Source organism: Duganella rivi (assembly GCF_009857435.1).
GTDB classification, from domain to species: Bacteria; Pseudomonadota; Gammaproteobacteria; order Burkholderiales; family Burkholderiaceae_D; genus Rugamonas; species Rugamonas rivi.
Genome location: NZ_WWCK01000002.1, coordinates 879,491 through 899,514, shown reverse-complemented (window position 1 = coordinate 899,514; position 20,024 = coordinate 879,491). Strand labels below are relative to the sequence as shown.

Below are 20,024 nucleotides of genomic sequence, written 5' to 3'. Positions count from 1 at the left end.
AAGCATGCAACGCAGTTTGATTTCGCTCGCCGTGATGGCGACGCTGGGTTTGTCCGCCGCCGCCCCTGCCATGGCCGCTGCGGCACCCGCCGCCGCCACCGCGCAGGTCACCACCCAGCTGCCGCGCAACGCCGTGCCGACGCACTACGCCGTCTCGCTCACGCCAGACGCCGCCAACAGCAGCTTTAGCGCCAGCGTCACCATCGCCTTGAATCTCAAACAAGCCAGCACCAGTCTGACGCTGCACGCCGCCGACCTGAAATTCAGCAGCGCCGCCATCAGCGCCGGCCCGGGCAAGCCGGTGCAAGCGGCCAGCAAAATCGACGTCGACGCCGCCAAGCAAACCGCCACCTTTACCTTCGCCGAAGCGCTCAAGCCGGGCAGCTATCAGCTCAAACTCGATTACACCGGCGTGATCGGCACCCAGCCGGCCGGCCTGTTCTCGCTCGATTACGACAACGGCGGCGCCAGGAAGCGCGCCCTGTACACCCAGTTCGAAGCCTCCGACGCGCGCCGCATGATCCCATCGTGGGACGAGCCGTTCTACAAGGCCACCTTCGCGCTGGAAGCGACCATCCCGGCCGGCCAGATGGCCATCTCCAATATGCCGATCGCCACCACCGCCAAGCTGGCCGACGGCCGCGAGCTGGTGCGCTTCGCCACGTCGCCCAGGATGTCGACCTACCTGCTGTTCTTCGGCCTGGGCGAATTTGACCGCGCCACCGCCATGGAAGGCGGCGTGGAACTGGGCGTGGTCACGCAAAAAGGCGTGGTAGGCCAGGCCCAGTTTGCGCTCGACACCTCGCGCGCCGTGCTGAAAGAGTACAACGACTACTTCGGGGTCAAGTACCCGCTGCCGAAACTGGACAACATTGCCGCGCCGGGCCGCAGCCAATCGTTCGGCGCGATGGAAAACTGGGGCGCCATCTTCACCTTCGAATACGCCATGCTGCTCGATCCGCGCACGGCCACCCAGTCGGACAAGCAAACCACCTTCGTCTTTGCCGCGCACGAAATCGCCCACCAGTGGTTCGGCGACCTGGTCACCATGTCGTGGTGGGACGATTTGTGGCTGAACGAAGGCTTCGCCACGTGGATGGAGTCGCGCACCACCAACCGCCTGCACCCGGAATGGAACTGGGACCTGCGCGCCGTCGGCACACGCGAATCGGCGATGGAGCGCGACGCGCTGGCCACCACCCACCCGGTGGTGCAGCACATCACCACCGTGGATGAAGCCAGCCAGGCCTTCGACGACATCACCTACAACAAGGGCGAGGCGGTGATCCGCATGCTGGAAAACTACGTCGGCGAAGACGCATGGCGCACCGGCGTGCGCGCCTACATGGCCAAGCATGCCTACGCCAACACCAGCTCCAACGATCTGTGGAGCGCCGTCGAGAAGGCCGCGCACAAGCCGGTCAAGGCTATCGCCCATGACTTCACGCTGCAACCGGGCGTGCCGCTGATCCGCGTGGCGGATGCCGTCTGCAAAAACGGCAAGACCACCATCCAGCTGACCCAGGGTGAATACAGCAAGGATCAGGAAAACAAGAAGCCGTTGAACTGGCGCGTGCCGGTGATCGCGCAGACCGCTGGCAGCGCCACCGTACGCACAGTGGTCAGCGGCGGCAAAGCCACCTTGACGCTGCCGGGTTGCGGCGCGGTGCTGGTCAATGCCGGCCAAAGCGGCTATTACCGCACGCTGTACGCGCCGAAGGCGTTTGCCGCGCTGGCCGACGCCTACGCGCAGCTGCCGGCCATCGACCAACTGGGTTTGCTGTCCGATGCCTGGGCACTGGGCCTGGCAGGCCAAATGCCGGCTTCCGGCTTCATGGAACTGGCCAACCGCACGCCGGTAGACGCTTCGCCGCAAGTGTGGCAGAAGATCGCACTGGTGCTGGCGGGCCTGCGCGACAGCTACGAAGGCAAGCCGGAACAGCGCGCGGCGCTGGATCGCTTCACCCGCGCGCGCCTGTCGCCGGTGCTGGCCCGCGTCGGCTGGAGCGCCGCCAAGGACGAAGCAGCGCCGGTCGCCAATCTGCGCGAGACGCTGATCAGCGCCTTGGGCAAAGCCGGCGACGACGCCGTAGTGGCTGAAGCGCGCCGCCTGTACGCGGCATCGGCGGCCGACAAGAACGCCATCCCTGCTGAACTGCGCCGCCCCGTGCTCGCCGTGATCGCAGCGAATGCCGACGCGGCGACGTGGGAGCAGCTGCGCGCCGCCGCCAAGGTGGAAGAATCAAGCATGATCAAGGACGAGCTGTATTCCTTCCTCGGTTCGGCGCGTGACAAGGCGCTGGCGCAGCGCGCGCTGGATCTGGCATTGACCGACGAACCGGGCGCCACGCTAGGCGCATCGATCATTAGCGCAGTAGCGGCGCGCCATCCTGACCTGGCCTTCGACTTCGCCATCGCCCACATCAAGGAAGTGGAAAGCAAAGTCGAACCGGGCTCGCACAGCCGCTACTTCCCGCGCCTGGGCAGCCACTCGGCTGATCCAGCCATGGTCGGCAAGCTGCAAGCCTACGCCAAACAGCATCTGGCGCCTGAAGCGGCAGGCGACACCAAGACGGCGATTGCCTCGGTCGAGTACCGCATCAAGGTACGCAGTCTGCGCCTGCCGCAGATCGACGCGTGGCTGGCGCAGCACGGCGGCTAAGGGCAAAAAAAAACCAGCATCATCGCGAGATGGTGCTGGTTGCAAAACGCTCGAGAGCGTGGGGATGTTTGGTTGTTCGTTGACTATGGTGTCAGCGGAACGGAATTTGTGCCGGGCTTGAACGGTCCGGCAACCGGGCGCTGGGCTTAGCCTTGCGCTATGGGTGCTACTTTGCCATCGATTGGCAAGTACAGGCTTAGGACTTCATTAAGGAAGCTTAAACAGAGGGATGGTGCCGGTGTTTCAGGCCACCGGCCAGCCTGCTGAGCCATGCTCCGTGGGATCCCGTACCGTCTTGGGCGCGGGGCCAACTGGAACACGCTGTCACCAGCGCAAGCGATAATAATTGGATAATATGACGGCCAAATGACGCATAAAAAAATTATCATTACAGCGCTGAGCGCCTTGTATTTGCTGGGCGCGTGCGCGCAAATGCCGGCACCGGTGACAGCACCTGCGGCCCCTGCGGCACCTGCGCCACCAGCAGCGCCGGCCGTGCCAACGCCGCAGGCAGACAACGCCGGCCCGCTGCTGCGCATCGACACCGCTAACTCGCTGATCGTCGCCACGGTGCGGCGCGGCGGCGTACTGGCGCGCCTCGGGCATGATCATGTGGTGGCTAGCCATACGGTCACCGGCAGCGTTTCGCCATCGCAAAACCGCGCCGATTTCACGTTCCGTCTCGATGAGATGAAAATCGATGAAGCAGACCTGCGCCAAATCGCCGGTCTCGAAAAACAGCCGTCGGCAGACGCCATCGAAGGCACACGCCACAATATGTTGACCAAGGTACTGGACGCAGAGCGCTATCCCATCGTGAACGTGCACGCCGAGCGCGTGGCCGACGGCCAGCCGCTGCAAGTCTCGATCACCCTGCACGGCGTCACGCGCACGCTTGCGATTCCGGTCGAACTGCGCGAAGAGAACGGCGTCATCACCGTCAAAGGCACGGTCAACTTGAAGCAAACCGATTTCGGGCTCACGCCCTTCTCCGTCATGGCCGGCGCCATGTCCGTGCAAGACCAGATGGAACTGCGCTTCGACTTGCGCACCAAATAAAAATAAAGCCAAAAAAAGCCCGCAGCACTTGGTAAGCGCTGCGGGCACAAGGTTTCAAATCGGGAGAGACTTGAAAGAGCAAAGACAGTATCTCAGTCCCGCATGACGCCCTGATGACAGAACAATCTTTTTTTTAACGCGCGACGATCAGGCGCAGGCCAAGGCCAACGAAAATCGCACCGGCCACACGATCCATCCACTTGCCGGCGCTCGGCGTGCGGTTAATCCACGCCCCGACCGCGCCCGAGAAGTAGCCGAGCAAACCAAACAGCACAACCGCCTGCATCGTGAACAGCAAGCCCAGTTGCGCCGTTTGCCAGCCGGCGTCGCCGCGCTCGGCCACTACAAACTGCGGCAGGAAAGACAGGAAGAACAGCACCACCTTCGGGTTGATTGCATTGGCAAAAAGCCCCTTGGTGAATAGCCTGGTCAGACTTTCATCAGGCAAGCCCGCGCCCTCAACACGCGCACCGCCGCGGCTGCGCAAGGCGCCAAAGCCGAGCCAGATCAAATATGCGCCGCCCAGTACCTTCAAGGCGCTGAACGCCATGGGCGAAGCTTTAATCAATGCACCCACGCCCAGCGTGGCCAGGATGGTGTGGCTCAAGCAGCCCAACGCGCAACCCAGGCCGAACATCATGCCCTGCTTGCGGCCGCGCGACATGCCCACGCTCAGCACCATCAGGTTGTCCGGGCCGGGCGAGATCGTAATCAGCAGCGCGGCGCTGAGAAATCCTATGAACTGTTCTGGCGAAATTAACAAGATGGTTTCCTTGGACGCAAAAACCTCATCATACCAAATCGTTAATTCTCGTTTAAAATGGCTTTTAACATCATTGATAAATAGCCGCCGCACGGAATACGAATGAGCACAGCGAGCATGATCTACAGCCTCACCGCGCACCTGCATCGCTATGCTCTGCTCCTGCTGCTGGCTGTCTGCACACTGTGTGCGTCATTCGGCACGGCGCGCGCGCAAACCGTCAACCTGTCCGACGCCAGCGTCGACCTGGCAAAAGCCGGCCGACTGTACGCGGACGGCGGCGAGCCTTACCCAGTCGATGCCTCCGGCCTGCCCTCCATGCTGGCACGCCTCAAGCCCGCCGACAAAGTGAATCTTCTGGGCGGCAGCTATTGGCTGTACGCGGAACTGCGCAACGACAGCCGCCAGCCGCATTGGGTGATCGATCCGAATGACACCCTGATCGACATGGTCGATATTCAAATCTACGGCGAGGACGGCAGCATCCGCCAAATGCTGACCGGCTATCGCCAGCCGCACTCCTACCTCCTGCACTACGGTAAAGACATCGACCTGCAACCGGGCCAGCGCTACCAGGTATTGATCCGCTTCTCCAGCCCCTACTACGCGCGCACGCCGGTGTTTTCGGTGCTGCCGCGTCCCGCCTACCAGCAACTGGTGGCGAAAGAGAACGTGCTGATTATCGGGTCGATCGGCGCGCTGCTGGCGCTCACGGTGTTCAACTTCTTCATCTACTCCATCACGCGCGACCGCTCCTCGCTGTACTACTCGCTGTACGTGCTGTGCTACGCGGTTGCCTGGGGCATGACCTTCCACTTGTCGGCCGATTTATTCGGCTGGCATAACCTGCACTGGCACTACGTGCCCTTCTTCCTGCTGCCGGTACTGAGTACGCTGTTCTACACCACTTTCCTGCGCCTGAAGGAAAACGCGCCGCGCCTGTATGCGCTCAGCCGCATCAACATCGTGCTGCCGCTGGTCACGCTGCCGAGCTGCTTCCTCGCCCTGAGCTACGCGCACACCATCGCTACCATTGTGATCACGGTCTGGATGGTCATGGCGCTTACCAGCGGCATCGTGGTCTGGCGGCGCGGCTACTACCCGGCGCGCTTCTTCGTGCTGGGCTTCGTGGCGCTGATGGTGCCGGGCCTATTTATCTTGCCGGCCAACGTAGGCTTGATTCCGGCGGTGGTGACCAACGCGCAGCTGTTCACCTTATTGGGCGGCACGCTGGACGGCGTGCTGCTGGCGTTCGCGCTGGCCGACCAGATTCGCCTGCTGCGCAACACGCTGGAGCAGCGCGTGGAAGAACGCACGGCGGAATTGACGCAAGCGAAGGAGCACGCGGAAATCGTCAGCCGCCACCGCATCGACTTCCTGTCCGCCATGAGCCACGACATCCGCACGCCGCTGGCCGGCGTAATCGGCATGATCAAGTTTGCGATGCGCGACCAGTCGGTACGCGGCCGCACCGAGGAATATCTGCGCATAGGCCTGCAAAACAGCGAATCGCTGCTAGCCATCCTGAACGACATACTCGATTTTTCCAAGATCGACGCCGGGCGCTTGTCGATAGAAACCGTGGACTTCGACCTGATTGCGCTGATCGACGACGCCATCGGCATCCTGCAACAGCAAGCCGACGCCAAGAGCCTGCTGCTGCGCTGCGACCTGGCGCTGGATCTGCCGCGCTATGTGCGCGGCGACCCAACGCGCCTGCGGCAAATCCTGCTTAATCTGCTCGGCAACGCCATCAAGTTCACCGACCGTGGCGAAGTGCGGCTCGACGCGTCGGCGCTGCAAACCGCCGACGGCCGCACCAGCGTCAGTTTCGACATCAGCGACACCGGCCCCGGTATCCCGGCCGAGACCTTGCCGCGCCTGTTCCAAAAATTCGAGCAGGCCGACCACTCGACCACACGCCGCTACGGCGGCACCGGCCTCGGTCTCGCCATCTGCAAGGAACTGGTGGAACTGATGGGCGGCTCGATTAAGGCCGAGAGCCGCGTCGGCGCCGGCTCCACCTTCAGCTTCACGCTGCCGCTGCACCTGGGCACGGCGCCGGCCATCAGCCCCGAGACCTCGCCGCGCAAGGAACATCACGCCTATCGCTTGCGCGTGCTGTGCGCGGAGGACGTGCGCACCAACCAGATCATCGTCAGCACGCTGCTGGAAGGCATGGGCCACGACATCCGCATCGTCGAAAACGGCCTGCAAGCGCTGCACGCGCTGAGCACCGCAGCGTATGACCTGGTGCTGATGGATGGCCGCATGCCAATGATGGACGGCGAGCAGGCAGCGCACCTGATCCGCGCAGGCGGCAGCGAAGATTACCGTGTGCTCGACCCGAGCATACCCATCATCGCGCTGACCGCCAACGCCAGCGACCATGACCGGGCGCGCTACCTGGCCGGCGGCATGGACGGCTTCCTCAGCAAGCCGGTGGACGAGCGCCTGTTGTACGATCAAATAGAAAAAGTCATCGCCCAGCACCTGAGCCGCGGCCGCCGGCTGCGCCCAACCGACGCCACGCGCATGGCGGCCGAACGTCTTGAAGCGCTGGATCAGCAATTCGGCGTAGTGCCGGCAGCGCCGGACACAGTGCACATCATGCCGCTGGCCGGCCTGTCGCACAAACATATGCAGCGCATCACGCAGGCCTTCCTCGATGAAGCGCCGCGCCGCCTGGAGACCGCGCGCGCGGCCGTCGTCGCCGGTAACAGCAGCGCCGCAGCGGCAGCCATCCATGCCTTGAAAGGCAGCGCGGGCTACTTGAACTCCACCCACCTGCATTCACTGTGCCATGCGATGGAAACCGCCGCCACGGCTGGCGACCTGCAGGAAGTTATCGACATGCTACCAGGCGTGGAAGCAGCCCTTGACAAGGCTTGTGCCGATTTGCGCAGCGCGGCGACGGCCTAAGCAAGCTTTCGCATTTTCCGCGACAATAATGGACTTGCTCCATCTTGCATCGGATCTCACATGAACACTCCAGATAGCGCGCTGGCTGCGCGCGACGGCCTGCCGCCCGATGCGCGGCGGCTTGCCATGCTGTCGGTTGCCATCGGCGTCGGCATGGCGTCGCTCGATACGGCGATCGCCAACACGGCGCTGCCGGCAATTGCCGATCAACTCAATACCACGCCTGCGGCCTCGGTCTGGATCGTCAACGTCTACCAGTTGGCCATGGTGGCAACGCTGCTGCCGTTTGCGGCACTCGGTGAAGTCATCGGCTACCGGCGCGTGTGCATCTTCGGCCTGGCCATCTTCACCGCCGCCTCGCTGGCCTGTGCGCTGGCATGGTCGCTGCCGTCGCTGGTGATTGCGCGGCTATTCCAGGGCATCGGCGGCGCGGCCATGATGGGTGTGAACACCGCCATGGTGCGCACCATCTTCCCGGCGCGGCTGCACGGCCAAGGCTTCGGCTTGAATTCGCTGGTGGTGGCGGTGGCGTTTGCGGTCGGCCCGACCGCCGCCTCGCTGATATTGGCCGTAGCGCCTTGGCCTTGGCTGTTCGCCATCAACGTGCCGCTCGGCGTGATCGCCGTGCTGCTGGCGCGCCGCGCCTTGCCGCATTCGCCGCGCGCCACTCATACCATTGATGCGCCAACTGCGCTGCTCAACGTGTTCGCCTTCGGCCTGCTGATCCTCACCTTTGGCGACGCTGCGCATCAGGAAGGCTGGCATAAACTGCTGCCGGAGCTGATCGCCACGGCGATCTTCTTTGCACTGCTGCTGCGCCGCCAGTCCGGCCACGCCGCGCCGATGCTGCCGGTGGACTTGTTCAAGCGCCCGCTATTTGCGCTGTCCGCGCTGACGGCGGCATGCACCTTTGCTGCACAGGGCCTGGCCTTCGTCTCGCTGCCGTTCTACTTCGAGCATACGCTAGGCCGCTCGCCGATTGAAACCGGCTTCCTGATGACGCCATGGGCCGTGCTGGTGGCGGTGATGGCGCCGATAGCGGGCCGCCTGAGCGACCGCTATGCACCGGGCGCGCTTGGCGGCATCGGCCTCGCCTTGTTGTCATCCGGCCTGGTGGCGATGCTGATGCTGCCGGCGCAGCCGTCGGCGTTCGACATCGCGTGGCGCATGGCGTGGTGCGGCATCGGCTTCGGCTTCTTCCAGGCGCCGAATCTCAAGGCCATTATGGGCAGCGCGCCGCCGAACCGCGCGGGCGGCGCCAGCGGCATCGTCGCCACAGCGCGCCTGATCGGACAAGCCACCGGTGCGGCGCTGGTAGCCTATTGCTTCACACTGTCGTCCACGCGCGGCACCGCGTATGCGCTGGTGCTGGCGGCGGTATTTGCCGGCGTCGCCAGCATCGCCAGCTTCGCGCGACTGGCCGTCACTTCCTCCGCGCCGGAGTAAGCGCGGCGTCCGGCTTGCGCAGCGCGCCGCTGCGCAACTGGCCGACGGCGGCAGCCACCGCGCGCGCCACGTTGCACACCTCCTGCTGGAACTTCTCGTCAAGATCTAGCGCTTCGTGACTTTCGGCGTAGCTCTGGTAGTAGCCGACATAGCGATCCAATGCCGACTGCTGGCCGGCATCGATTAAACCCATCCAGTTCAGCCAATCGGCCAGATTGCGGCGCAGGCTCTCGATGCCGGCGACATCGCCATGCACCACCAATCCATAAGCGCGTCCCGCCAGGTGCTTGGGATAGTCCCAGCCTTTCAGTTCCAGCGCCTTGGCCTCTGCCGCCTTTTTGCCATGGGTGCTGGTGGGATCGGGATTGCCGCCGTCCGCACAGACCAGCCGGTCGATCATCAGCTTTAGCACGGACGGCGCTTGATACCAGTACGTCGGCGTCAAAATGATGATGCCGTGGGCCGCCACCCATTTCTCGTTAATCTCCGCCATCCAGTCATTGGTCTGGCGCTCGCCGTGATTCGGGTAACAGCTGCACGGCCCGTGGCACAAGGGCATGGCGGTGGACACGCAGCCTTTGCAGGGATGGATGTGCAAGTCATAGCTGGAAGCTAGCAGGCTGAGATCAAGCATATCGGTTTCGATATCCAGGCTGGCCAAGACCTGCTGCGCCCATAAACTCATGCGGTAAGTCTTGGAGATCTCACCGGGACAGGTGCCGTCGTTGCGCGCCGCGCCGTTAATCAGCAGCACCCGCGAGCGCGTTTGCGGATCCTTCTGGCGCTGTTCGGCCGCCAGCAGGCGGTCGCGGGTCGCCTTCCATTCCACCGACAAGTCGTAATCAGGATCGGCAAACTGCGGGCCCGCCTTCTGCGTTACTGGCGCCTTGCGGCCTGCGTCATAATTCTGCCACGCGACCTGCTCGACCTGTGTCAGCGCCTCCTTTACCGCGCCAAACGCGGGATCGGCGAATGAGCGCATGAACTGCAGCGCGAACTCCTCGCGGTTCAATGGCGTGGGCGCCTGCCCTCTTCTGATCTCGGTCATCATGGTCTCCGTTGAGCTTACAGCTTGGCATACCGTCCAGCCCCGCTCCGTGCGCTGACACACTCTCCTACAAGGCCACGGCGTGTACTCCTATCCACGCTTCCGACGAGGCGGCCTAGGATGCAGTTTTCTACAAGGAGAGACATCATGAGCCAACCCAATAAACCCAGCGAAAAAGGCTTCAAACCCGGCGCCAATATGCCATCCGAAGGCTACGATCCCAATACGGAAGGGATGTCCCAAAGCGGCAACCACGCCAGCGGCGACCGGGCCAACGATACGCCATCCAATCAACAGAGCGCTGCCGCCACCGCCAAAGCAGTGACTCACCGCGACCGCACCGCCGGGGCACGCGGCGACAAGGCCGACGGCAAACGCTGATTCTAGTTTACTGGACATGGATTTCCTGTAAAATGGAAATCCATGGACATCAATCTTCTTATCGCCCGCCGCGTGCGGGAACTGCGCGACAACCAAGGCTTGTCGCTCGACGCCTTGGCCGCGCGCAGCGGCGTCAGCCGCTCCAATATTTCGCTGATTGAACGCGGCGAGAGCAGTCCCACTGCCGCGGTTCTCGACAAACTCGCCAGCGCGCTCGGCGTGGCCCTGGCCGCATTATTCGAAGACAAAGGCACGCCGGAAGACGCCCCGTCACCGGTGGCGCGCGTGGCCGATCAACCGGTATGGACGGATCCCGGCTCCGGCTACATGCGCCGCAGCCTGTCGCCCGCCGCACCGTCGCCGCTGCAATTGGTGGACGTGGTCTTCCCCGCAGGCCAGCGCGTCGCCTACGACAGCGTGCCGCACAACGCCGACATCCATCAGCAAGTATGGATGATTGAAGGCGCGATGAAGATCAGCGTCGGCGAGCAGCACTGGCGGCTGGAGGCCGGCGACACGCTGGCCATGCGGCTCGATCGTCACATCGTCTACCACAATCCCACCCGCAATCAGGCACGCTATTTGGTTGCGCTGACCACCCACATCCAAGCTACCAGCAGGAGAAGCACATGAGCACATCCGCTGCCGTTTCAGTGCGCCGCATCAGCGCCGGCGAAGCGCGCGAACACGCAGCGCCACTGGCCGAAGCGCTGTCCGATGTCTTAATCGATTGCGTGGAAGGCGGCGCGTCGGTCAGCTTCATGCTGCCCCTGCCGCGCGCCAAGGCACAAGCCTTCTGGCGCGGCGTGCTGGAAGGCGCAGCGCGCCATGAACGCGTGTTGCTGGTAGCGGAAACCAGCGAAGGCCGCATCATCGGCACCGTTCAACTGATCACTGCTCTGCCGGACAACCAGCCGCACCGCGCCGACATCGCCAAGATGCTGGTGCACCGCGACGCCCGCCGCCGTGGCGTCGCCGCCGAGCTGATGGCGGCGGTCGACCACGCCGCGCGCGAAGAAGGCAAGACCGTGCTGGTACTGGACACCGTCACTGGCGGCGATGCGGAGCGCCTGTATCAACGCGCCGGCTGGCAGATCGCGGGCACCGTGCCAAATTACGCCCTGATGCCGGATGGCGCCTACTGCGGCACCACGTTCATGCACAAGCAGCTTAAAGTGTAAAATGGGCCATGGCCCGATCACACCAAGAACAGCGCGCATGGGTGCGCATGCCGTCAGGACGGCGGCTAGACCTGCTCGATCCCACACCGTTTGACTGGGACGACGGCGACCTCGCGCTGGGCCTCGCGCGCACCTATCGCTGGGGCGGACATTCTGCGTGGCCCTTGCCGCTATCGGTGGCGCAGCACTCGCTGACTGTGATGCACGTGCGCGCCGCAGCATGCGAAGCGATGGGTTTAGAGCTATCGCCCATCTCCGCGCTGCGTGAACTACTGCATGATGCCGAAGAAGGCCTGCTCGGCTTCGATTGCGTCTCGCCGCTCAAGCCCTTCATGGGCGATGCCTTCAAAACGCTGACCGTTAAGCTAGAGGCGGCGGTCTTCCTGCGTTACGCCCTGCCGCGCTGGACGGCCAAAGAACACGCCGCCCACAAGCTAGCCGACCGCCTCGCGGCCGCCAGCGAAGCCGTGCACGTCGCCGGCTGGTCAGCGCAAGAAGTCCAGCAAACACTGAAGATCACCGTCCCGCCGCTGAGCGACGATCCGCTGCACGCCATCTACGGCGGCACACCATGGGAGCCCTGGCCACCCGCCCTCGCCGCCGAACGCTTCCTCGCTGAGCTCGAACGCCTTAAACGGCTCAGCACCTAGCTGCACCGGATGCGGTAGTTAAAATCCCCACATGATCTAATCCGGTCCAATCCGCACCATTCGGGACTAATCGAGTCGAAATATCGCAAGTGCCAGTCTAAGTCGATCCAAAGAAATCAGCAAAAAGTCTAATTCAGGCGCTTAGTATGGAGCGAAAGTCTAAAACGGACTGCAAATCTGCTCCTGGCCTGAACTTTTAGACCGGTTTAATGCTCCGTCTACAATCGCTGGCACGTATCCAGTAATCATTCCCAGGAAAACGTAGCCAAATAAAGCGCCATGCATTACGTCCTTGCGCATAACGGTTGGCAAATTGCGAGGGGGTCAATGCCGCGCCATCATCAGAGAAAATGTAATCGCCTTCAACCTTGGCAAATTCCACAATCTGATTATAGGTAGTGCGCAGATGAGTTCCCTCCGGTAGAAAAAGATTCTTCCATTGAAAACCGTGCATGGCAGGGCCGTCCCTGCGTATGGCCAGTCGCTCCTTGTCTATCCTCAACCAGCGCCGAACGAGCTCCGCTATGAAGGCATCAAGCTCGGTGCCAGGCCGAGTGTCCTTTAGATGAATATTCAGAGCAAGCACGTCAGAGAACGGTAGCGACATAAGGTACCTCTCTTCGCTTTCCATAATCAGTCCTTTCCAAATCAGTCTAAAACTTAGACCTACTGGGTCGAACTTTGGTTCGCTTTAGACTTTCGCATCTTAAAAAAGGACCGAATTAGACTTTCTTCGTGATTTCCGAGATCGTTTTAGACTTGCCGAATACAGTTCTAGAGCGCGTTAGACTCGTACAGATTCGATTAGATCATCTTAGACAGCGGAGGCATTTGGAATCCCCCTGACCTAACCGCCTATACCTTCGTATAACTATACGCGGCGGGCAAGGTTGACGAGAATGGTCTCATCAACCTTCATAGGAGCCCGACCATGAATACCGCGTCCGTCGTCATTGCCGATGTCCACCCGCTGATCCGCGCCGGCATGGCTGCGCTGATCGAGTCCGACGGCCAGTTCACGCTGCTGGGCCAAGCCAGCAACGGCAGCCAAGCCGTGGAGATGTGCGAACGCTTGCAGCCCGACCTGTTGCTGCTGGACTTGAACCTGCCCGATTGCGACGGCGTCGAAGCGCTGGGCCGCATCCGCGCCCATCACCCGGACGCCAAGGTCATCATCCTCAGCGGCCACGACGGCGAGGAGGACGCCGACCGCAGCATGCGCGCCGGCGCCCACGCCTACATGCTGAAAAACGCCCCGCTGGCCGACCTGATGACCTGCATCCAGGCCGTCCTGCAGGGCAAGAAGTTCATGATGCCGGAGCTGGCGCTCAAGCTGGCCAGCCGCATCCACGGCAATCACCTGACGCCGCGCGAGCGCGACATCCTCGGCCACCTTGCCAGCGGCATGAGCAACAAGGTGATCGCGCGCGCGGCCGGCATCGGGGTCGGCACGGTCAAGTTCCACGTCAAGAGCATTATGTCCAAGTTAAATGTTTGCACGCGCACCGAGGCCGCCATGGTGGCCGCCAAGCGCGGGCTGGTGCACTTAAATTGACAGACCGGGCCGAATCCCCCCCCCATAAAGGGGGATGCTTGACACGTTTTTACAAATATTTACTTTAGGTATGTTTAGCAGTATTGCATTATTGAACTCTTCATTAACGGAGATTTCTTTCATGCCTAAGTATCTATTCATTGCCCTCTTTATCGCCTGCGGACTGTCCGGTTGCGCCGATGTTCCAACCACCTCGTCGGCAGCGGCGAATCAAAGCGCAGCCGCCGCCCCGGCCTGCTCCACCGATGAACCATCGACCGGCAGCCGCCTGGGGAAAAAGCGCTGCAGCTAAGACTAACCCGATAGGGTAATCCGGCGCTTGCAACTATGCCGGATTTTCGGCGGCGGGCCGATGCTGCATCATGCGTGTTGACCTAACACCATCGTGGATTGCAGCATGGCCAGCACCAAGCCCTCCCCTGACCTGCGTCCGGCGCGCATTAACGCGCTGGGCGAATTTGCCGCGTCGATCGCGCATGAGGTCAAACAGCCGCTGGCGGCCGTCAAGCTCAACGCCGAAGCCAGCCTGAAATGGCTGGAACAAGACCCGCCGCGCATCGCCGAGGCGCGTGCCGCACTGCAAGTTGTGCTGCAAGCCAGCGTGGCGGCCGGCGACATGGTGCGCAGCCTGCAAGCCATGACCAGCCGCGCAGCGCCGCAGCGCAGTCTGTTCTTCATCGACGACGCCGTGCGCGAAGCCGTGCAATTGCTGCGCGGCGAGCTGCGCCGGCAAGGCATCACCCTCACCGAGCACTACGGACTCGATCACTACCAATTGGATGCCGACCGCGTGCAGCTGATGCAGGTGGTGATTAATCTCGTGCTCAATGCGATCGAGGCCCGCGCCCGCACGCTGGCGCTGCAAACCGCGCTGGTGAACGGTGCGCTGTGCATCAGCGTGCGCGACAACGGCGCCGGCATCGCGCCGGCGCTGGCCGAGCGCATTTACCAGCCGCTGTTCACCACCAAGCACGGCGGCACCGGCATGGGCTTGACGCTGTGCCGCAGCATCGCACAAGCCCACGGCGGCAGCCTGTGGCACACCAGCGACCAGGCCGGCACCGCTTTTCACCTCAGCTTCAAGGAGTACACCCCATGGACCCCATCTCGATCCTGATCGCGGATGATCACCCCCTGATACTGGCCGGCTTGAGTGCGCTGCTCGGCGCCATGCCGGAATTCCGGCTGGTGGCGCAAGCCACCGACGGCGTGCAGGCGGTCGAGCAATACCGCCTGCACCGCCCCGACGTAGCCATCATGGATCTCGGCATGCCGCGCTTGAACGGCGTGGACGCCATTGAACGCATCCGCGCCGAAGATCCCGATGCCAGCATCGTCATCCTCACCACCCATCAAGGCGATGAAGACGTCTACCGCGGCTTGACGGCCGGCGCCAAGGCCTATCTGCTGAAAGACGGCGCCTGCGAGCAACTGGTCGACTGCCTGCGCACTGTGGCCAGCGGCCAGCAATACCTACCGGCCGCCGTCGCCAGCAAGCTGGCCGAGCGCAAGGCCGGCAATCCGCTGTCGCGGCGCGAGCTGGAAATCCTCGCCCATCTGGCTACCGGCAAGAGCAACAAGATGATCGCGCGCAGCGCCGACATTGAAGTTGGCACCGTCAAATTCCACGTCAATAACATTCTCGCCAAGCTGAATGTAGCAAGCCGCACCGAGGCCGCTACAGTAGCGGCCCGGCGCGGCTTGCTCAGCGTGTTTTAATTACTTCGCTGGCACTGGCGGCAGCACTTTGTGGGTGCTGGTGGTGCGTTCCGGCGCTTTATGCACCATGGTGTAGGCGTAGTCCACGCCCATGCCGTAGGCGCCCGAGTGTTCGCGCACGATGGCCATCACGGCATCGTAGGAGTCGCGGTGGGCCCAGTCGCGCTGCCATTCCAGCAGCACTTGCTGCCAGGTCACCGGCACCACGCCGGCCTGGATCATGCGCTGCATGGCGTAGTCGTGGGCTTCTTTCGAGGTGCCGCCCGACGCGTCGGCCACCATGTAGATTTCGTAGTCGCCTTCCAGCATCGCGCACAGGGCGAAGGTGGTGTTGCAGACTTCAGTCCACAGGCCGGCCACGATGACTTTTTTCTTGCCGTTGGCTTTCAGCGCATCGCGCACTTTTTGGTCGTCCCACGAGTTCATCGACGAACGTTCGAGGATGTCCTTGCCCGGGAACACGTCCAGCAGCTCTGGATAGGTGTGGCCCGAGAAGGCTTCGGTTTCGACGGTGGTGATGGTGGTTGGAATGCCGAATACCTTGGCGGCCTTGGCCAGACCCACGGTATTGTTCTTCAACACCTGACGGTCGATCGACTGCACGCCGAACGCCATTTGCGGCTGGTGATCGATGAAGATCAGCTGGCTGTTCTGCGGGGTCAGGACTTCTAATTTAGGATTGCTCATGATGGGGTTCCATTGGGTGTAAAAGGAAACTCCATCTTAGGGGGCGCGCGCTTGAAAAACTACTCATCTAAATGTAGGCTTTCCACTCACCCTGCCTCTGCTAACATGGCCTCACTATGAATACACAACTCCACCAACTGGCGCGCGGCTTGCGCGACCTGCACAAGCAGCTGATCCACCTTGAGAGCCAATACTTCGGCAACGTCGGCAGCCCGCTTGAGCATTTGCAACTGATCACCAACCATCCGCATTTCGCCTGGCTGCAAAAGCTATCCGGCCTGATGACGCAAATCGATGAACGGCTGGACGATAAAGAACCGGTCACGCCGGCCGAGGCCAAGGCCTTCCGCCAGTCGCTGGAAATGCTGATCGGCCCCTGCGAAGAAGGCGATCAGGAATTCCGCGCCAAGTACAACGCCCTGCTGCACGACGGCCCGGAACTGGTGATGGCGCACGGCGCGGTGCGCAAGCTGCTGGCTAATATATAAAAACCTATCAATTTAATAGAAACAATAAATTTTACCAATGATCGTGCTGTCGGTAAGCTGACTCCATCGCATACCGAGAGCACATCATGAAACGTCTACACAACCTGCCGCTGCCCGTCAGCACCATGGCCCTGCTGGCTGCCTTCGTGCTGGGCAGCCTCCAATATCCGACCGCCGGCTGGATCCTGTTCGGCGCCGGCATCGTCGCGTGGGCCAAGCTCGATGCCAAACAGCTGTTAAAATCCGACCGCTACGGCTTGTCGCCGGCGCTGGCTTTGCTGGCCTATCCGGCGCTGGCCGGGGCGCAAGCCAACACGGCAGTGACCTTCGCCCTGGCGCTGCATGCGCTGGTGGTATTCCTGATTCTGACCAGCCGCCATCTCTCGCAAGACATAAAACAGGCTGCGCATGTGTTTTCTCAGCAAAAAGGGATAAGTCGGCGTATCTAAAGTGGTTTTTCCAGATATCCACACCAACTGTGGATAAGGGTGTGAATAAGCGCCTCTTGACAGCCGAGAACGCCTGTAACGACGGGCGAAACAATAAATTGCTCAATCCACAGGCAGATTTTTTACTGTTTAAAATCAATTACTTAGAAAATGCAAAAAGTCGCCACCCGGCGGCTTTTGCGCTTCTTGAAAAATAATTTAATGTGCATAAGTACGAAGTACGACACCGTTGCTGCGCCACACTGCGAATTCTTTGACAAAAGTGCTGGCGAGGAATAGTGTCACTCTGGAGATCGGCCTGTTCGACTTACCTGGGAATGGATGCATGAATCAGAACGACGACGATACCGATTGGATGATAGAAGACGAAGCAGCGCCCGCCGGCCAGCCGCGCCCGGGCAATGCCGCCGCAGCCGGCGCGCCGCCGCCATGGCGCGTGTTGATCGTCGACGACGACGTCGATGTGCACGTGGTGACCAAATTCTCCCTCAGTAACGCTTGCTTCCAGGGGCGCCGGCTCAGCTTCCTGCACGCCTACAGCGGCGAGGAAGCGCTCAACGTGCTGCGCAACACGCCCGACATCGCGCTGGTGCTGCTGGACGTCATCATGGAAACCAGCGACGCCGGCCTGCACGTGGCGCGCCAGATCCGCGACCAGCTGCACAATCACCTGGTGCGCATCGTGCTGCGCACCGGTCAGCCGGGGCAGGCGCTCGAGCACAGCATCATCCTCGATTACGACATCAACGATTTCTGGTGCAAGACCGACCTGACCACGCGCAAGCTGTTCACCACCGTGATTTCCTCACTGCGCGCCTACGCCGGCCTGGAGGAAGCGCACCGCCACACGGCCTCGCTGCAAGCCGAGCTGGACGAAGCACGCCGCTTGCTGGGCGCGGTTGATCAGCACGCCGTGATTGCCACGCTCGACGAACGCGGCCGCATTGCCACCGTCAACGACAAGCTGTGCGCGGTGTACCAGTTCAGCCGCGACGAATTGATCGGCGCCGACCCGCGCCTGCTGCATCCGACGCCCTACCCGCCAGACCAGCTAGCCGACGCACTGCAAGCGCTGCGCGACGGCGAAGCCTGGACGGACGTCATCAGCACCTGGCGGCGCGACGGCCAGGAAGTGCGCCTGCGCGTGACTGTCAGTAGCGACGACGGCGGTACCGTGCTGGTCGGCAGCGTATTGCAGGCGCTGAAAAAACCGCTTTAAGTTTCGCTTAAGTGACGGATCCATAAGCGTTTTTTCGGATATCCACAATTGCTGTGGATATCTATGTGGATAGACCCCCATTGACAACGAATACGGCCTGTAACGGCGCGGTTTTCAACAAACTGCCCATCCAAAAGGCAAAAACATTACCCTTTAAAATCAACAACTTAGATTTTCACGGTTTGTAACAAGAAAACTTTTCAAAAAAATTCTTGCCAACATGATGTGTGCATAAGTAAACGCTGGAGACGCATATCAATGCACGGCTTTTCGGCGCTGATCGGGGTGCAATAAGACCCGTTCGATGACTTTCGGATTAACGTTGTGCGATTTCAAGTATTCAATGGCGCAGACGGTGTTAAAGCTGTTCTGCACCGTGATGCCACGTTCGATTACTGCACTGCTGGCCAGATCCTGGCGCTGCTGGACGAATGAAACGTTCATCATGATCCTTGGTGAGAAGTTAGGGGCTGCCGCCCGATCGGTGATGCGCTAAAGGAGTATGGCCGACGCTCGCGCAAAGTCAATGGCAGCTTCCTATCATTCCGCAATTAAATTTTTTGCCGTTCTATAATGCGGTATGACGCCCGATATTGATCGCCCCCGCCCCACTTCCCTGCTCGATTTATTCGTCTCGTTTACCGTACTGGCCTTGCAAGGTTTTGGCGGCGTGCTGGCGGTCGTGCAGCGCGAAATGGTGGAGCGCAAGAAGTGGCTGACCCCGGAAGAGTTCATTGAAGATTGGGCGGTCGCGCAAATCATGCCCGGGCCGAACGTGGTCAATTTGTCGCTGATGATCGGGGGCCGCTACTTTGGCCTGCGCGGCGCGCTGGCGGCCCTGGCGGGCATGCTCTGCCTGCCGCTGGTGGTGGTGCTGTGCCTGGCCTTGCTGTACGCGCAGTATGGCAGCCACCCCGGCGTGGCCGGCGCGCTGCGCGGCATGGCGGCGGTAACGGCAGGCATGATCGCGGCGACCGGTCTCAAGCTGGCCTCGGCCTTGCGCTCGCATCGGCTGCCGCGCTGGCAGACCGGCTTGATCGCGCTGGTGTGCGTGGGCTTTGTGCTGGTGCTGCAACTGCCGCTGGCCTACACGCTGCTGATCTTGGGAGGATTGGGCTACACCCTCACTTATCGCAAGCTGAAGGGAGCGTCGGCATGAACGAGGCGCCGATTCACATCGTGCTCACTGCGGCCGACTGGCTGAGTTTGTTTGGGCACTACATGCTGCTGTCGCTGATGTCGATCGGCGGCGCGATTTCGACTTCGACCGAGATGCACCGCTACCTGGTGGTGGAACATCACTGGCTGACGCAGGCGCAGTTCAACAACGCGATTGCCATCGCCCAGGCGGCGCCGGGCCCCAACGTGCTGTTCGTGGCCCTGATGGGCTGGAATGTGGGTTTGAACGCAGGCAGCTACACAATGGCGTTTGCCGGTGTGGCGGTGACCATGCTGGGGATTTTGATTCCGAGTACCACGCTGACGTATCTGGCGGCGCGCTGGGGCCATCAGAACCGCGAGCTGCTCAGCGTGCGGGCGTTCAAGCAAGGGCTGGCGCCGGTGGTGGTGGGATTGATGGTGGCGGTGGGCGTGATCCTCGCCACTGCCAACGGCAATCCGGCGACGGATTGGCCGCTGTGGCTGGTGTCCGCCGTGGCCGGCCTGCTGATCTGGCGCACCCGCATTCATTTGCTATGGCTGCTGGCTGCGGGTGCCGCCATTGGGTGGTTTTTGCCGGCGTAGGCTTACCCCTCAAGCCGGAGGGGTCAGACCCCGTACGGGGTCTGACCCCGGG

23 protein-coding genes are annotated in these 20,024 nt (G+C 61.9%); 18 read left to right on the top strand and 5 right to left on the bottom strand.

Features of this window, described 5'->3' with window-relative positions; all coding sequences use genetic code 11:
- Positions 1-4: 4 nt before the first annotated feature.
- Entirely contained in the window at positions 5-2,662 is a 2,658-nt protein-coding gene (locus GTP45_RS08635) for a M1 family metallopeptidase (RefSeq protein WP_161013425.1), read from the top strand.
- Positions 2,663-3,028: 366 nt separating this feature from the next.
- On the top strand, positions 3,029-3,721 hold the full coding sequence (locus tag GTP45_RS08630) for a YceI family protein (RefSeq protein ID WP_161013424.1): 693 nt from the start codon (positions 3,029-3,031) through the stop codon (positions 3,719-3,721).
- Positions 3,722-3,854: 133 nt separating this feature from the next.
- Here the strand turns inward: GTP45_RS08630 and GTP45_RS08625 are convergent, their stop codons facing one another.
- Positions 3,855-4,484: a LysE family translocator gene (locus GTP45_RS08625; RefSeq protein WP_161013423.1), complete on the bottom strand. Its 630-nt coding sequence runs from the start codon at positions 4,482-4,484 to the stop codon at positions 3,855-3,857.
- A 102-nt stretch (positions 4,485-4,586) separates the two neighbouring features.
- On the opposite strand from GTP45_RS08625, the gene GTP45_RS08620 reads away from it, so the two are divergent.
- Entirely contained in the window at positions 4,587-7,406 is a 2,820-nt protein-coding gene (locus GTP45_RS08620) for a hybrid sensor histidine kinase/response regulator (protein ID WP_229258379.1), read from the top strand.
- A 60-nt stretch (positions 7,407-7,466) separates the two neighbouring features.
- Entirely contained in the window at positions 7,467-8,852 is a 1,386-nt protein-coding gene (locus GTP45_RS08615; RefSeq protein ID WP_161013422.1) for an MFS transporter, read from the top strand.
- Here GTP45_RS08615 and GTP45_RS08610 read toward each other — a convergent pair.
- On the bottom strand, positions 8,830-9,900 hold the full coding sequence (locus GTP45_RS08610) for a flavodoxin family protein (protein WP_161013487.1): 1,071 nt from the start codon (positions 9,898-9,900) through the stop codon (positions 8,830-8,832). The two genes, GTP45_RS08615 and GTP45_RS08610, sit on opposite strands and share 23 nt — an antisense overlap.
- Positions 9,901-10,047: 147 nt before the next feature.
- Here GTP45_RS08610 and GTP45_RS08605 point away from each other — a divergent pair, with 147 nt between their 5' ends.
- From GTP45_RS08605 to GTP45_RS08590, 4 genes are read left to right on the top strand one after another with little or no spacing between them, the layout of a single operon-like run.
- Positions 10,048-10,281 carry a hypothetical protein gene (locus GTP45_RS08605; RefSeq protein WP_161013421.1) on the top strand — a complete coding sequence of 78 codons (234 nt, stop codon included), beginning with the start codon at positions 10,048-10,050 and terminating at the stop codon, positions 10,279-10,281.
- A gap of 42 nt (positions 10,282-10,323) precedes the next feature.
- Complete coding sequence (locus GTP45_RS08600) at positions 10,324-10,914, top strand: helix-turn-helix domain-containing protein (RefSeq protein ID WP_161013420.1); 591 nt, start codon at positions 10,324-10,326, stop codon at positions 10,912-10,914.
- The gene (locus GTP45_RS08595; RefSeq protein WP_161013419.1) at positions 10,911-11,462 is read left to right on the top strand and encodes a GNAT family N-acetyltransferase; all 552 of its coding nucleotides are present in this window, start codon (positions 10,911-10,913) and stop codon (positions 11,460-11,462) included. Before GTP45_RS08600 ends, GTP45_RS08595 begins: the two co-directional genes overlap by 4 nt.
- Before the next feature lie 8 nt (positions 11,463-11,470).
- Entirely contained in the window at positions 11,471-12,112 is a 642-nt protein-coding gene (locus tag GTP45_RS08590) for a phosphohydrolase (protein ID WP_166454553.1), read from the top strand.
- A 196-nt stretch (positions 12,113-12,308) separates the two neighbouring features.
- On the opposite strand, the gene GTP45_RS08585 is transcribed toward GTP45_RS08590, so the two are convergent.
- The gene (locus tag GTP45_RS08585) at positions 12,309-12,743 is read right to left on the bottom strand and encodes a hypothetical protein (protein ID WP_161013418.1); all 435 of its coding nucleotides are present in this window, start codon (positions 12,741-12,743) and stop codon (positions 12,309-12,311) included.
- A gap of 300 nt (positions 12,744-13,043) precedes the next feature.
- Here GTP45_RS08585 and GTP45_RS08580 point away from each other — a divergent pair, with 300 nt between their 5' ends.
- The 4 genes from GTP45_RS08580 to GTP45_RS08565 all read left to right on the top strand — a co-directional run bounded on the left by GTP45_RS08580 (position 13,044) and on the right by GTP45_RS08565 (position 15,386).
- Positions 13,044-13,667, top strand: a complete 624-nt coding sequence (locus GTP45_RS08580; RefSeq protein ID WP_161013417.1) for a response regulator — start codon at positions 13,044-13,046, stop codon at positions 13,665-13,667.
- 121 nt (positions 13,668-13,788) lie between these two features.
- Complete coding sequence (locus tag GTP45_RS08575) at positions 13,789-13,959, top strand: hypothetical protein (RefSeq protein WP_161013416.1); 171 nt, start codon at positions 13,789-13,791, stop codon at positions 13,957-13,959.
- Positions 13,960-14,064: 105 nt separating this feature from the next.
- On the top strand, positions 14,065-14,784 hold the full coding sequence (locus GTP45_RS08570) for a sensor histidine kinase (RefSeq protein WP_161013415.1): 720 nt from the start codon (positions 14,065-14,067) through the stop codon (positions 14,782-14,784).
- The gene (locus tag GTP45_RS08565; protein WP_161013414.1) at positions 14,763-15,386 is read left to right on the top strand and encodes a response regulator; all 624 of its coding nucleotides are present in this window, start codon (positions 14,763-14,765) and stop codon (positions 15,384-15,386) included. Before GTP45_RS08570 ends, GTP45_RS08565 begins: the two co-directional genes overlap by 22 nt.
- On the opposite strand, the gene GTP45_RS08560 is transcribed toward GTP45_RS08565, so the two are convergent.
- On the bottom strand, positions 15,387-16,073 hold the full coding sequence (locus GTP45_RS08560; protein WP_161013413.1) for a hydrolase: 687 nt from the start codon (positions 16,071-16,073) through the stop codon (positions 15,387-15,389).
- A 116-nt stretch (positions 16,074-16,189) separates the two neighbouring features.
- Between GTP45_RS08560 and GTP45_RS08555 the strand changes: the two genes are divergently transcribed.
- From GTP45_RS08555 to GTP45_RS08540, 4 genes are all read left to right on the top strand, one after another.
- Positions 16,190-16,561, top strand: a complete 372-nt coding sequence (locus GTP45_RS08555; RefSeq protein ID WP_161013412.1) for a hypothetical protein — start codon at positions 16,190-16,192, stop codon at positions 16,559-16,561.
- Positions 16,562-16,647: 86 nt separating this feature from the next.
- Positions 16,648-17,010 (top strand): hypothetical protein, encoded by a 363-nt coding sequence (locus GTP45_RS08550; protein WP_161013411.1) that lies wholly within the window; start codon positions 16,648-16,650, stop codon positions 17,008-17,010.
- A 41-nt stretch (positions 17,011-17,051) separates the two neighbouring features.
- Entirely contained in the window at positions 17,052-17,207 is a 156-nt protein-coding gene (locus tag GTP45_RS08545; protein ID WP_161013410.1) for a hypothetical protein, read from the top strand.
- A gap of 128 nt (positions 17,208-17,335) precedes the next feature.
- On the top strand, positions 17,336-18,229 hold the full coding sequence (locus GTP45_RS08540; protein WP_161013409.1) for a PAS domain-containing protein: 894 nt from the start codon (positions 17,336-17,338) through the stop codon (positions 18,227-18,229).
- Between the two features lie 255 nt (positions 18,230-18,484).
- Here the strand turns inward: GTP45_RS08540 and GTP45_RS08535 are convergent, their stop codons facing one another.
- Entirely contained in the window at positions 18,485-18,676 is a 192-nt protein-coding gene (locus tag GTP45_RS08535; RefSeq protein ID WP_229258378.1) for a hypothetical protein, read from the bottom strand.
- Between the two features lie 133 nt (positions 18,677-18,809).
- On the opposite strand from GTP45_RS08535, the gene GTP45_RS08530 reads away from it, so the two are divergent.
- Positions 18,810-19,388, top strand: coding sequence for a chromate transporter (locus GTP45_RS08530; RefSeq protein ID WP_161013408.1), 579 nt, complete (start codon positions 18,810-18,812; stop codon positions 19,386-19,388).
- Positions 19,385-19,972 (top strand): chromate transporter, encoded by a 588-nt coding sequence (locus GTP45_RS08525; RefSeq protein WP_161013407.1) that lies wholly within the window; start codon positions 19,385-19,387, stop codon positions 19,970-19,972. Before GTP45_RS08530 ends, GTP45_RS08525 begins: the two co-directional genes overlap by 4 nt.
- The last annotated feature ends 52 nt before the right edge of the window (positions 19,973-20,024 follow it).